This is a genomic window from Rhizobium sp. LCM 4573, from assembly GCF_001854865.1.
GTDB lineage: Bacteria > Pseudomonadota > Alphaproteobacteria > Rhizobiales > Rhizobiaceae > Neorhizobium.
The window spans coordinates 377,851-391,881 of the sequence record NZ_MDDW01000028.1; the positions used below are offsets into that span (position 1 = coordinate 377,851).

Genomic DNA, 14,031 nt, shown 5'->3' on the forward strand with positions numbered 1-14,031 from the left:
TCGTCAGGCCCGCAGGATATCCCGGCTCGAAATGATGCCGACGCCCTTGGCTTCCATCTCGGCGATTGCCTGCTTCACGCCCTTCGGATCGATGCCCCGGCTCGCGTCCTTGATGAATCGCACCTTCACGTCCGGCAGCATTTCCAGCGCGTCGAGCGCCGAAAACTTCACGCAGTAGTCGGTGGCGAGCCCGCAGAGATCGAGTTCTGTCACCTGCTGGGCCCTGAGATAATTGGCGAGCCCGGTCACCGCCGCCTGGTCGTTGTCGCGGAAGGCGGAATAGCTGTCGATCGCCGGGTTTTCGCCCTTCTGCTGGATGAAGTCGATGGCGTCCGTGTTGAGATCGGGATGGAATTCCGCATCCGCCGTTTCCTGCACGCAGTGGTCGGGCCACATCATCTGCGGCTGTCCGGAAAGCTCGCCCATCTCGAACGGTTTCTTGCCCGGATGGCGGGAGGCGAAGCTGCCGTGGTTCTCCGGGTGCCAGTCCTGCGAAGCGACGATCAGGTCGTAGCCGCCGTCCTCGATCAGCCGGTTCACGATCGGTATGATCTTGTCGCCTTCGGGCACGGGAAGGTTGCCGCCGGGGCAGAAACCGTTCTGAATGTCGATCAGGAGCAGGGCTTTCATCGCGCTTCCTCCAAATTCCCTTGCTGGCGCGTAAGATGACAAGCCATGCGCCGAGGATCAAGCACCAATCGAGGGTGGTTCCCGAGATGGGAGGAAGCTTTTTAGGCGTGGGCGGCGAAGACGGAAAGACGAATCCGCCTGCTTGGCGGAGGTTGAAACCTCGTTCCTCGCGAGGCCTGGGCGTGGCCGTTATACACACTCCAAAGATTGGAGTTTCATCATGTCCGTTTCGTCATCCATAGAGCCGCGCGCCGCCGGCCTGCCTCCGCTCGGCGTCCCCGGACTTGCCGCGCTCGCGGCGCTCGTTGCCGGCACCCTGTTGCTCGGGCTCTATTACGGCCCGGTTCAAGGCGTGCTGTTCCTGATCGGCGGCGCGCTCGGCATTTCGCTTTATCATGCCGCCTTCGGCTTCACCTCCGCCTGGCGCGTCTTCATCGCCGAGGGCAGGGGGCGCGGGCTCCGGGTGCAGATGATCCTGCTCGCGATCGCCGTCATCCTCTTCTTCCCGGCGCTTGCCAATGGCGTGCTCTTTGGCAATGAGGTGCGTGGCTCGGTGTCTCCCGCCGGTCTCGGCGTCATTGTCGGCGCCTTCATGTTCGGCGTCGGCATGCAGCTTGGCGGCGGCTGCGCCTCCGGCACGCTGTTTACCGCCGGCGGCGGCAATGCCCGCATGCTGGTGACGCTCTTCTTCTTCATCGTCGGCTCCGTTCTCGCCACCATCCATTTCGACTGGTGGATCAGCCTGCCGTCGCTGCCGCCGACCTCGCTCGTCACCAGCTTCGGCGCGGCGGGCGGCATCGCCGTCTCGCTCCTGATCTTCGCGGCGATCGCGGCTGTGACGGTATGGGTCGAAAAGATCCGCCACGGCACGCTCGAAAAGGAACCTGCATCGCCGCGCGAAGGCTTTGCGCGCTTCCTGCGCGGTCCCTGGCCGCTGGTCCTCGGCGCCGTCGCGCTGGCGCTCCTCAACTTTGCTACGCTCGCGCTCGCCGGCCGGCCCTGGGGCATCACCTCGGCATTCGCGCTCTGGGGCGCGAAGGGCGCGCAGGCGATCGGCATCGACCCCACCGCCTGGGCCTATTGGCAGACGCCCGCCAATGCCAAGGCGCTCGCGGGCAGCGTCTTTGCGGATATCACGTCGGTCATGGATTTCGGCATCGTTGCCGGCGCCATGCTCGCCGCCGCACTCGCGGGTCGCTTCGCGCCGAGCCTCGATATCCCGCTGCGCTCGATCCTCGCCGCCGTGGTCGGAGGACTTCTGTTGGGCTACGGCGCGCGCATCGCCTATGGCTGCAATATCGGAGCCTATTTCTCCGGCATCGCTTCAGGCAGCCTGCATGGCTATCTCTGGGCGGTCGCCGCCTTCGCCGGCAATGTGCTCGGCGTCAAGCTCCGCCCCTGGTTCTTCATGGAGCGCGCCGCCATCCGCAGGATCGACGGCTGAGCCGTCGATCCATTCGCCCCGGTTCCCGCCTCCCGAAAGCAGCGCCGACACGTCCCTGCCGCATTTTCGCTAAATTTTGGGCGACTTGCGTCTGTATTCGCGATTCCGAAAATATTGACAGGGCGGCGTATCACATCGGGGCGGTGTAAACACATTGGTTACCATACTCGTTCATTCTCATGCGTATTCGCCTGTTCCCCGCCGTTCGCGGGGCCGCTCGAAAAGCGGTGGGCATCGGTGTGAGTGACGGTACGGGTAACGGGTGATGGTGCGTTCGATCCAGGTTTCCAAGAGTGGCGGACATATGCAGGTAACGGGTCCGCGCCGAAAGAAACCCCGCCGCTCGCTTCTGGCGAACATGGCCATCGGGACCGGCCTCGTCGTCGCGACGCTGATGACGGCAAGCGTCGTGACGCTCGCCATGTCGGTCAAGGGTGCTTCCAACGTCGGCTTCGAAACCGCTCTGGTGCGGCCGCTCGCGACTCCAATCACGACCCCGGATCGGCATCTCGATGTTTCCAAGTTCTCAAGGCTGGAAAACCGCTTTGCCGCGGCACCCAAGGCAGCCCGTCTTGAAGGCGCCGAACTTGCCGCGCTGAATGCGCGCCGCCCGGAGACCGCCGTCGTCAGGCAGAACCTGGAAATGGCCTTTGCGCGCGCCGCCCATGAGGAAAAATTCGCCGAGCTTGCGGCAAGCCGGCCGGAAGCAAAGGCCATCAAGGCGGCGCTCGCTCCCGCCATGGCAAGCCTCGTCATGGTTGCGCCCCGCGGGGCATCGGCGCCCGATCTGGTTCAGGACGCAGCGCCGCCGGTAAGCGTCGCCGAACTCCAGAACATGCCGCCGGTCGAGATGGCGGCTCTGGAGGAAACGCCTGCGATTGTCGAGGAACCCGCTCCCGCGCCCGCCGACACCAGCGGTCTGCCGATGGCCGGCCCGCTGCCCGACAAGCGCCCGGCAGCCGCTCCGAAGCCTGCGACCGCCAACGCGCTGGCTGCGATCGACGAGGTCGCTCCGCAGAAGCCCCGCAAGGCGGAAAAGGACAAGGACGACGCGCCGACCGCGCTCGCCTTCGCAAAGCCGAACAATCCGATGCGCGAGGAGCCGGTAGCTCCGGCTCCCAAATGGCCGGGCATCGGCAGCAAGGTCGCCATCTACGACATCACCAACGGCGTCGTTCACATGCCGAACGGCACCAAGCTCGAGGCGCATTCGGGCATCGGCAAGATGCGCGACAATCCGAAATACACGCATGTGAAGATGAAGGGGCCGACGCCCCCCGGCACCTACAAGCTGTCGATGCGCGAAAAGCCCTTCCATGGCGTCGCCGCCATCCGTCTGACCTCAGTGGACGGCAAGCATCCGCAGGGCCGCACCGGCCTCCTGGCGCACACCTATCTCCTGCGCTCCAATCCCGGCGATTCGCACGGCTGCGTCGCGTTCAAGAACTATGACAAGTTCCTGGCGGCTTTCCGCCGCGGCGAGGTCACCCATATGGTCATCGTGCCGGAACATGACGGCCGCCGCCCCGGCAGGAGCAACAACATCCTGGTCAACCTCTTCGGCGGCCGGGATACCTGACGCCGATCAGCGGAGAATGTCCCGCGCCACGCGTATGAACACGCTCGCGCCGATCGGGATCAGCTCGTCCGGGAAGTCGTAATTGGGATTGTGCACGGCGGGCATGTCCTTGCCCGCGCCGAGAAAGAACATCGCTGATTTCGAGACGACGCCGAAGCGCCCGAAATCCTCCGAGGCGCGCAGCGCTTCGCCTTCCTCGTGGCTCACCTTCTCGGCATCCATTGCGGCGCGCAGCAATCTTGTGGCCTCCGCGTCGTTCTCGCAATGGCCGAAGATGTCGTGATACTCCATCTGGCACTGGAGCCCGCCGGCCGCGGCTGCTTGGCGGACCAGCGCTTCGGCTGCCACGACGAGCGCCTCCATCTGCCCGTCTGTCATCGTGCGCAGCGTCACCCATAGCTCGGCCCGTCCCGGCGCGATGCCGAAGGCCGGCTCGCCGATCGAGGCATGTGTCACGGTTGCGAGTACGAGATCGCCGCCGGCGACCGTGCCCGTGCTCAGGGCCGTAAGCGCTGGCATCAGGCTTGCCACCGCCGGGGCGGGAGAAATGCCGGTCTCGGGCATGGAGGCATGCGCCGTTTTGCCCTCGAGCACGATCTTCAGACCCCGCGAGGCGCAATTGGCCGTGCCCTCCTTCAGCCAGGCATGGCCGAATGGCAGGCCGGGCATGTTGTGCAGGGAGAAGGCGTAGTCGGGCCGCAGTTCGGCAAATTTTTCATCGGCGATCACCGCTGCCGCGCCCGCGCCGGTCTCCTCCGCTGGCTGGAAGAGCAGGATCGCCCGCCCGCGCTCCGGCCGTTGCCGGCCGAAAGCCCGCCCAAGCGCCGCGAGCGTCGCCATATGCCCGTCATGGCCGCACATATGACCTTTGCCGGGAATGCGCGAACGATGCTCCGGCTCGCCCAGTTCCTCGATCGGCAGCGCGTCGAGCTCGGCGCGGAACATCACGGTCGGCCCCGGTTTTCCACTGTCGTAGATAACCGCCACTCCCGTGCCGCCGAGGCCGGAGACCACGCGGTCCGGCCGCGTTTCCGTCAGAAAGGAGATGACCTCGGCAGCGGTCGCCATTTCCTCCCCGGAAACCTCCGGCATTGTGTGTAGCTTCCGGCGCCAAGCCGTCAGTTCGATCACGTCCTGATTGGTGAGCTGCATTGGCTTTTCCCCTTGATCCCTCTTTCCTGAGAGGTAGCCGGGCTGCGGTGAAGGCGCAAGAAAAAGGGAACAATGACGCGGCGCTCGCTTTTTCTCGCCAAGATCGAGGAGAAACCCAATGCACATCATTCTAGGTGGAACCGGCCATGTGGGTTCGGCAGCCGCCGAGGCGCTGCTTTCGCTTGGCGAGCCGGTGACGATCGTCGCCCGGCATCCTGAAAAGGCGGAGTGGCTGCGCCGCAAGGGCGCGGAAGTCGTGGTGGCGGATGTCCATGACGCCGAAGCGCTTCGGAAAACCTTCCGAAAGGGCAGGCGCCTCTATGCGCTCAATCCGCCCGCGCCGCCATCCAGCGACACGGATGCCGAGGAGAAGGCGACGATCGCCGCGATCCTTGCGGCGATCGAGGGCTCTGGGCTGGAGAAGGTCGTCGGCCATTCCACCTATGGCGTCCAACAAGGGGGAGGGATCGGCGATCTCGGCACGCTTTATGGGCTGGAGGAGGGGCTGAAACGGCAACCGATCCCGGCAAGCATCCTTCGCGCGGCTTATTATATGAGCAATTGGGATTTTGCGCTGGAGGCGGCGAGGGCGGAAGGCGTGCTGAACACCTTCTTCCCCGCCGACTTCCGGCTGCCGATGGTGGCGCCGCAGGATTTGGGTGAAGCGGCGGCCGATCTGTTGATGGAGCCGGCGGAGAGGACACGGCTGCTGCATGTCGAGGGCCCCGAACGTTATTCTCCGGCTGATGTCGCTGCCGCCTTCGCCGAAGTTCTGGGAAGGTCGGTCAGGCTCGTCGTAACGCCGCGCGAAGAATGGGAGCAGGCATATCGCGCGCTTGGTTTTTCCGACGCGGCCGCGAAATCCTATGCGGGCATGACCGGGCTGACGCTGGACGCACCGATGCTGCCGGCGAGCGAGGTGAGGCGGGGAAGGGTGACGCTGCGGAATTATGTGAGAGGGCTCGTCTCGCCAGGGTGATTGCGAGGTGATGAATTGTTCCAGCCGATCGTGTAGAAGGTTGCAGAAAAGTGCCTTCTCAGCTGCGGAGAACTGAATGCTCATGGGACCCGCGTCCGCCCTTTCGCGAATCGCCGCCGCGGCAATCGCGATTTCCGCCTGGCTTGGCATTCTGATCGAATTGCGCACTGTGATGGCGAATGGAACAAGCCTGGCCGGCGCGCTCTGGGCGATCTTCGGCTATTTCACCATCATCACGAATTTCCTGGTCGCCATCGTCTTCAGCCACATCGCCATCACGGGCCTTCGCCCGAAACACAGCTGGTCTGTCGGCGGTCTGGCGCTCAGCATCATGCTGGTCGGGGTCGTCTTCGCCCTTCTGCTGCAAGGGTTGCGGGAGCTTCAAGGCGCCGGCCTTCTGGCGGATTTCCTGCTGCACCGGCTCAACCCGGTCCTCGTTCCGCTGTTCTGGCTGCTCTTCGTTCCCAGGAACATGCTCACCTTCGGCGCGCCGTTTCAGTGGATGCTCTATCCGCTTCTCTATTTCGCCTACGGCATCATTCGCGGCCGCGCGCAAGGCTTCTATGCCTATCCCTTCATCGACGTCGGCGATCTCGGCTGGCCGCGAGTACTCTTCAACGCGGTGATGATCGCGGTCGGTTTTCTGGTCGTCGGAGCTGGAATGGTCTGGCTCGATCGGCGGATTGCGGCACCCGCCGCGCCCGAATGATACGGGCGCTGACGATCACACCCTCTCCACGAACCCTTCCAGCACCCGCTTCTGGCCGGCCTTGTCGAAATCGATGGTGAGCTTGTTGCCCTCAATGGCCGAGATATTGCCGTTGCCGAATTTGATGTGGAACACCCGGTCGCCGATGGAGAATTGCGAGGGCGTCTCGGCCACGGATTTCGCCACCAGTTCGCCCTCGATCGTGCGTCCGCGCGGGCCGCTCTCGCCATAGCCGATCCGCTCCACCGCATGGCCAGAGCGGGTGCCCCAATTGTCGCGGGTGGCATCCGTGCGGTTCGCTTGAGCGCGCCGCCAGCCGGGCGTGGAATAGTTGTTGGCGAAGGGGTCCGCCTTGTCGAAGCGCGACTGGCCATATCCACCGCGCCCGCCATAGCCGCCATAGCTGTTGTCGGAGGCGGCGACCTCCACATGGGAAGGCGGCAGCTCGTCCAGGAAGCGCGAGGGCATGGTGGATTGCCAGAGCCCGTGGATGCGGCGGTTGGAGACGAACCAGATATGGCAGCGCCGCTTGGCGCGGGTAATGCCCACATAGGCCAGCCGCCGTTCTTCCTCGAGCCCCGAACGCCCGCCCTCATCGAGTGCGCGCTGGTGGGGAAAGAGGCCTTCCTCCCAGCCGGGCAGGAAGACCGTGTCGAACTCCAGCCCCTTGGCCGAATGCAGCGTCATGATCGAGACCGCATCCAGGTCCTCGTTCTGCTCCGCCTCCATCACCAGCGAGACGTGTTCGAGGAAGCCGCGCATGCTCTCGAAAGCCTCCATGGAGCGGATGAGTTCCTTGAGGTTTTCGAGCCGTCCGGGCGCCTCGGCGCTCTTGTCGGCCTTCCACATGTCCGTATAGCCGGACTCTTCCAGGATCTGTTCGGCAAGCTCGAGATGAGAAACCGTTTCAAGCTTTTGGCTCCAGTTCCTGAAGCTTTGAACGAGGTCGAACAAGGCCTTGCGCGCCTTGGGTTTCAGCTCGTCCGTCTCGATGATCTCGGAGGCTGCCGCCAGCATCGGAATGTCACGGGCGCGGGCATAGTCGTGCAGGTAGCGCACCGTGGTATCGCCCAGGCCCCGCTTCGGCGTGTTGACRATCCGCTCGAAGGCGAGGTCGTCGGCCGGCTGGCAGACGAGCCGGAAATAGGCCATGGCGTCGCGGATTTCGAGCCGCTCGTAGAATCGCGGACCGCCGATGACCCGGTAGTTGAGGCCGAGCGTCACGAACCGGTCTTCGAACTCGCGCATCTGGAAAGAGGCGCGCACCAGGATCGCCATGTCGTTCAGCGCGTGCTTCCTGCCGTCGGCATCGCCGCGCTGCAGCCGCTCGATCTCCTCGCCGACGGCGCGGGCCTCTTCTTCCGAATCCCAGGCTGCATGCACGATCACCTTCTCGTCGTCGGGATCGACGCGGTCGGTGAAGAGCGTCTTGCCAAGCCGGCCCTCGTTATGGGCGATCAGATGTCCGGCCGCGCCAAGGATATGCTCGGTGGAGCGGTAGTTGCGCTCCAGCTTGATGACCTTGGCGCCCGGAAAATCCTTCTCGAAGCGCAGGATGTTGTCCACCTCCGCGCCGCGCCAGCCGTAGATCGACTGGTCGTCGTCGCCGACGCAGCAGACGTTCTGGGCAACGCCCTTCGGCCGCTGGGCCAGAAGCCGCAGCCACATGTACTGTGCGGTATTGGTGTCCTGGTACTCGTCCACCAGAATGTAGCGGAATTTGTCGTGGTAATCCTTCAGGATATCCGGGTTCTGGCGGAAGATGGCGATCGGGTGCAGAAGCAGATCGCCGAAATCGCAGGCATTGAGGCTTTTGAGCCGCGCCTGATAGGCGGCGTAGAGTTCGCGTCCCTTGCCGTTGGCAAAGGCGCGCGCATCGCCTTCCGGAATGTCCTGCGGCAGAAGTCCCTTGTTCTTCCAGCCGTCGATCATCCCGGCGAACTGGCGGGCGGGCCAGCGCTTGTCGTCCAGCCCCTCGGCCTGAATGAGCTGCTTGACGAGCCGGATCACGTCGTCCGTGTCGAGAATGGTGAAATCGGAACGCAGCCCCGCAAGCTCCGCATGGCGGCGGAGCAGCTTGACGCCGATCGAGTGGAACGTGCCGAGCCAGGGCATGCCTTCGACGGCGCCGCCGACGAGCACGCCGATGCGTTCCTTCATCTCGCGCGCCGCCTTGTTGGTGAAGGTCACGGCCAGAAGCTGGCTCGGAAAGGCCCGGCCCGTCGCGAGAATATGGGCGATGCGCGTGGTCAGCACGCGGGTCTTGCCGGTGCCGGCGCCGGCGAGCACCAGCACGGGCCCGTCCAGCGTCTCCACCGCCTCGCGCTGTTCCCGGTTGAGGCCGGAGAGATAATCCGGCGCGGCGCGGCGCTGGTCGCGGGCCGCCATGGCGCGTGCGGCGATGCCGAGACCGCCGGCTGCCGGCTCGGAATTCTTGCGCGGCGCGGGCTCCTCGTCGAAGAACGGGATGTCGTCGAAACTGTTACTCATGCGGCCAATGTAGTGATTCGAGCCCGAAAGGCTAGAAAATGTTCCTCTTTTATTCCCAATCTCTCCACAAGGAGCGGCTAAATTGTGGAGAGATCGCTTCCGGAATCTCACAGGTCGCCAGACCCTGGACTTTTCACGGGTAAATTACATTTCCGTAAGGTTGTCGATCCGCCATTGCCTGCGCGCCTGCAAAAATGGATACTTGGCCGGAAAATCAAGGCTTTTGCGCGCGCGACGACCCGGAGAACTGAATGCGGATTTGGAAACAGCTTGTACTCGGCATGGCTATACTTGCCGGAGCGCTCTGTCTCTGGGTCTTCCTGGTACCGAGCGCCGGGGAGACTTTGGCGAAGATCGGCGTGCCGGGCCAGGTGGTTGCCGCTATCCGTCCCGGAGAGGGCGGTCAGGCAGTCTCTCCCGAGGGCGCGCCTGATGGGCAGCGGCCGGGCGCGGGCCGGGGCGCAGGGCAGGGCGGTGGAAACCGCCCGACCATGGTGGCGGTCCGTCCCGTCGCGACCGGCACCGTCAACGACCGCTTCTCCGCGATCGGCAGCGGCGAGGCCATCCAGTCGGTCGTCGTCATGCCGCAGTCCACGGGAACCATCTCTGAGATCATGGTACGTTCCGGCGAGAAGGTTAAGAAGGGCCAGGTTCTCGCCCGCCTCGACGATGACGAGCAGATCATCGAGCGGGACAAGGCGCGGGTGACGCTGCAGAGCGCCACGGAAAAATCCGCCTCCTACAGGAATCTCAGATCGGTCTCCAGGCTCGATGTCCTGGATGCGCAGATCGCCGAACAATCGGCGAAGCTCGCCCTCGCCACCGCCGAGCTCAACCTGAAGCGCCGCGATATCACGGCGCCGATCGACGGCATCACCGGCATCGTCGCGGTCAATATCGGCGACAACGTCACCACCCAGACCAATGTCGTGACGATCGACGACCGTTCCGCCATACTCGTCGATTTCTGGGCTCCGGAGCGGTTTGCCACCGCCGTCACCGCCGGCCAACCGGTGGAGGCGACCTCGATCGCCCGTCCGGGCAAGGTCTTTTCCGGTGCGGTCGAGTCGATCGACAACCGTGTCGATGCCGCAAGCCGCACCATGCGCATCCGCGCTCGCGTCGACAATGCACAGGACGAGCTGCGCGCCGGCATGTCCTTCAACGTTTCCATGCGCTTTTCCGGCGAGACCTATCCCGCGGTCGATCCGCTGGCCGTCCAGTGGGATGCCGAGGGCTCCTATGTCTGGCAGGTCCAGGACGGCAAGTCGGTGAAGGCCCGCGTGCGCATCATCCAGCGCAATCCGGATTCGGTTCTCGTGGAGGCCGCGTTGAAGGAGGGCGATCCGGTGGTGGTGGAAGGCCTGCAGCGCGTGCGTGAAGGCGGCGCGGTCCGCGTTCTCGGAGCTGCGGCAGCGGCGGAGGTGGCGAGCCAATGAAGATCGAGGTCCCCCCGACCGGCCCGATCCCGGGCGAGGAGAAATCCAGCCAGACCTTTACCGCGCTTTTCGTCCGCCGCCCGATCCTGGCGGCGGTGCTCAACACGCTGCTCGTGGTCGCAGGCCTTGCCGCGCTCTTCGGCATCGAGGTTCGCGAGCTACCGGATGTCGACCAGCCCGTCATCACGGTGCGCACCAATTACGACGGCGCCTCGCCGCAGACCATGGACCAGGAGGTGACCCAGGTCATCGAAGGTGCGGTGGCGCGCGTCAGCGGCCTCAAGTCCATCTCATCGCAGTCGCAGTTCGGTTCCAGCCGCGTGACGCTGGAATTTTCCGATTCCGTCGATCTCTCGGAAGCCGCCAACGATGTGCGCGACGCGATCGGTCGCATCACCAACCAGTTGCCGGATGACGCCGACGATCCGCGCATCGTCAAGGCGGATTCCGATTCCGAAGCCATCATGCGGCTTGCGGTCACCTCCAGTAAGCTCTCGATGGACGACCTGACCCAGCTCGTCGACAACGAGATCGTCGACCGTCTGGCCGCCGTCGAGGGCGTGGCCGATGTCGAGCTTTACGGCGACCAGGAGAAGGTCTTCCGCGTCGACGTCAACCAGGCAGCGCTCGCCGGCCGCGGGCTGACCGTGGCCGATGTCTCGAACGCGCTGGAAAGTGCGGCGCTCGACGTTCCGGCCGGTTCGCTGAAAAGCACGACGCAGGATATCGTCGTGCGCGCCACCGCCAACCTCACCACGCCGCATGATTTCGAAAACGTCCTCATCAGCCCTAACGTGCGCCTGCGCGATGTTGCGACCGTGACCCTCGGTCCGGACGACGGCACGACGGTGCTTCGTTCGAACGGGGTGCAGGGCGTCGGCCTCGGCATCATCCGTCAGGCGCAGTCGAACACGCTGAACATTTCCGAAGGCGTCAAGGCCGCCGTCGCCGAGATGCAGTCGATCCTTCCGGAGGGCACGCGCATTGCGGTCACCAGCAACGACGCCGTCTTCATCGAGGGCGCGCTGCACGAGGTGGAGATCGCGCTCCTGCTCTCGGCAACCGTCGTTGTCGTCGTCATCTACCTCTTCCTGCGGGACTGGCGCGCGACGCTCATTCCGGCGCTCACCATGCCGGTGGCGCTGATCGGCACGCTGATCGCGATGTATCTGGTCGGCTTCTCGATCAACATTCTCACCCTGCTGGCCATCGTGCTGGCAACCGGCCTCGTGGTGGACGATGCGATCGTCGTCTTGGAAAACATCGTCCGGCGAAGATCGGAAGGCATGGGGCCGCGCGCCGCGGCCGTCCTCGGCACCCAGGAAGTCTTCTTCGCCGTCATCGCCACCACGGCGACGCTTGCCGCGGTCTTCATTCCGCTGTCCTTCCTGCCTGGTCAGATCGGCGGCCTGTTCCGCGAATTCGGCTTCGTGCTCGCCTTCGCCGTCGCGCTGTCTTCAATCACCGCGCTCACCCTTTGCCCCATGCTTGCCTCGCGCATGCTGGTGACGCCGATCAAGGAAAAGCAAGGGCCGCTGCACTGGTTCGGCCAGAAGTTCGCCGGCCTCTATGCCTCGGCGCTGCATTCCTGCCTGAACGCCCCGCTCGTCGTCATCGTCGTCGCGGTGCTCTTCTCGGTCGCCGCCTATAACGCCTTCGGCCTGGTCAAGAGCGAGATCACGCCGCGTGAGGATCGCTCCATGGTGATGATGCGGGCCACGGCCCCGCAGGGCGTCAGCCTGGATTACACGCGCGACCAGCTCCAGCGCGTGGAGGAGAACCTGAAGCCGCTGGTGGATTCGGGCGAGATCCAGAATATTTTCTCGATTTCCGGTTTCGGCAGCAACAAGAACAGCGGCTTCATGGTGCTGACGCTCGCGCCCTGGGACGAGCGCGACCGCACCCAGGACCAGATCGTTCAGGATATCAACGCCGCCGTCCAGCGGGTGCCGGCGCTGCGCGGCTTTGCCATGCAGTCGAACAGCCTGCGCATCCGCGGCGCCGGCAACGGCCTGCAGATGGCGCTGGTCGGCCACGATTATGAAAAGCTGACGGCCGCGGCCCAGCAGCTCGTGCGTGAGATGGAGGATACCCAGCTCTTCGATACGCCGCGCCTCACCAACGAGCCGACCCAGGCACAGCTTTCCGTCACGATCGACCGCGAGCGCGCCTCCGATCTCGGCATCGACATCACGGGGCTCTCGACCGCGCTTCAATCTCTTCTGGAGGGCCGTTCGGTCGTGGATGTCTTCGTCGGCGGCGACGCGCTGCCGGTGAAGCTCACCTCCAACACGCGGCCGATCGACGATCCGACGGACCTCGAAAACATCTTCCTGAAGACGGGCGACGGCAAGATCGTGCCGATGTCGACCATCGCGACCTTGAAGGAAAACGCGGTCGCTCCGCAGCTCAACCGTGAACAGCAGCTCGCTTCGGTTTCCATCTCCGCCGGCCTGCGGGACGGCGTCTCTCTAGGTCAGGCGGTCGAAGAGGTGAATGCGCTTGCCGAACCGCTCCTGCCGGCGGGCTCGCGGTTGATGCCGCTTGCCGAAGCCAAGACGCTCGGCGAGAATTCGAATGCCATGCTGATGACCTTCGGCTTCGCGATCGCCATCATCTTCCTCGTGCTCGCGGCCCAGTTCGAAAGCGTGCTGTCCTCCATCATCATCATGTCCACCGTGCCGCTCGGGCTCGCCTGCGCCGCGATCGCGCTGGTGGTCACGGGGTCGAGCCTCAACGTCTACAGCCAGATCGGGCTCGTGCTCCTGGTGGGCGTCATGGCCAAGAACGGCATCCTGATCGTGGAATTCGCCAATCAGCTTCGCGATCACGGGGCAAGCGTGCGCGAGGCGATCGAGAAGGCCTGCTCCATCCGTCTTCGCCCGGTCATGATGACGATGATCGCGACCGTCATCGGCGGCGTGCCGCTGGTGCTGGCCCAGGGGGCGGGCGCGGAAGCGCGCATCGCGCTCGGCTGGGTCATCGTCGGCGGGCTCGGCTTCGCCACGCTGGTAACCCTCTTCATCACCCCGGTCGCCTATCTCCTGATCGCCCGCTTCGCCACGCCGCATGCGCATGACGAGCATCGGCTTCATCAGGAACTCGCCAACGCCGCCCGCGCCCGGAAGCTGGACGAGGACGAGCGTCCGCTGCTCGCGGCGGAGTAGCTGTTTCCGATCTACAGGATCTGCCTCTAATCAGGGTCGAAATTGCCCCTCACCCTAACCTCTCCCCGTCAGAACGGGGAGAGGGGACGTGTCATATGTGCGCGTAAGGAAGCCGGCCCGGCAATCGATCTTCCCGCGAGCGCGACGAGGGGAAACTGCGATGGCGCGGCATACCCCTTCTCCCCGTCAGAACGGGGAGAAGGTCGCGGCAGCGGGATGAGGGGCAATCGCAACGCAGAGCGGGGATGATCCGGCACCTCGTTCCCGATATTTCAATAACTTGATCCCTCCTTCATCCCCGCTCTCCAATTCTCCCCCATAATCTCTCTCGTCCCGTTTCGGCTGCACCGGAAAAGCATCGCCGGCGAGATGGGGCCGGTRCCCTTTCGGTCTGCTGGTGATGCAGGCGGATCGTCGGGGGCTGCGCGGAAAATGGTCCCCC

The 14,031-nt window shown here is 64.6% G+C and carries 9 protein-coding genes; 6 read left to right on the plus strand and 3 right to left on the minus strand.

The annotated features are described in order from the left end of the window. Window positions 1-3: 3 nt before the first annotated feature. Window positions 4-630, minus strand: a complete 627-nt coding sequence (pncA, locus tag LCM4573_RS23840; protein ID WP_071008970.1) for a bifunctional nicotinamidase/pyrazinamidase — start codon at window positions 628-630, stop codon at window positions 4-6. Between the two features lie 220 nt (window positions 631-850). Here pncA and LCM4573_RS23845 point away from each other — a divergent pair, with 220 nt between their 5' ends. Together LCM4573_RS23845 and LCM4573_RS23850 are read left to right on the plus strand one after the other, a co-directional pair. Then, window positions 851-2,074, plus strand: a complete 1,224-nt coding sequence (locus LCM4573_RS23845; RefSeq protein ID WP_071008972.1) for a YeeE/YedE family protein — start codon at window positions 851-853, stop codon at window positions 2,072-2,074. A gap of 265 nt (window positions 2,075-2,339) precedes the next feature. Further along, window positions 2,340-3,653, plus strand: coding sequence for a DUF2778 domain-containing protein (locus LCM4573_RS23850; protein ID WP_071008974.1), 1,314 nt, complete (start codon window positions 2,340-2,342; stop codon window positions 3,651-3,653). A gap of 6 nt (window positions 3,654-3,659) precedes the next feature. On the opposite strand, the gene LCM4573_RS23855 is transcribed toward LCM4573_RS23850, so the two are convergent. Then, window positions 3,660-4,805, minus strand: a complete 1,146-nt coding sequence (locus LCM4573_RS23855) for an amidohydrolase (protein WP_071008976.1) — start codon at window positions 4,803-4,805, stop codon at window positions 3,660-3,662. A 118-nt stretch (window positions 4,806-4,923) separates the two neighbouring features. Here LCM4573_RS23855 and LCM4573_RS23860 point away from each other — a divergent pair, with 118 nt between their 5' ends. Continuing rightward, window positions 4,924-5,784 (plus strand): NmrA family NAD(P)-binding protein, encoded by an 861-nt coding sequence (locus LCM4573_RS23860; protein ID WP_071008978.1) that lies wholly within the window; start codon window positions 4,924-4,926, stop codon window positions 5,782-5,784. Window positions 5,785-5,860: 76 nt separating this feature from the next. Continuing rightward, entirely contained in the window at window positions 5,861-6,493 is a 633-nt protein-coding gene (locus LCM4573_RS23865; protein WP_083347609.1) for a Pr6Pr family membrane protein, read from the plus strand. 15 nt (window positions 6,494-6,508) lie between these two features. Here LCM4573_RS23865 and LCM4573_RS23870 read toward each other — a convergent pair whose 3' ends face one another. Continuing rightward, a complete protein-coding gene (locus LCM4573_RS23870) occupies window positions 6,509-8,983 on the minus strand; it encodes an ATP-dependent helicase (protein ID WP_071008979.1) in 2,475 nt (824 codons plus the stop codon). A gap of 251 nt (window positions 8,984-9,234) precedes the next feature. Between LCM4573_RS23870 and LCM4573_RS23875 the strand changes: the two genes are divergently transcribed. Further along, complete coding sequence (locus LCM4573_RS23875; protein ID WP_071008981.1) at window positions 9,235-10,422, plus strand: efflux RND transporter periplasmic adaptor subunit; 1,188 nt, start codon at window positions 9,235-9,237, stop codon at window positions 10,420-10,422. Beyond that, window positions 10,419-13,589 (plus strand): efflux RND transporter permease subunit, encoded by a 3,171-nt coding sequence (locus LCM4573_RS23880; RefSeq protein ID WP_071008983.1) that lies wholly within the window; start codon window positions 10,419-10,421, stop codon window positions 13,587-13,589. The genes LCM4573_RS23875 and LCM4573_RS23880 overlap by 4 nt, the downstream gene beginning before the upstream one ends. Window positions 13,590-14,031: the final 442 nt, after the last annotated feature.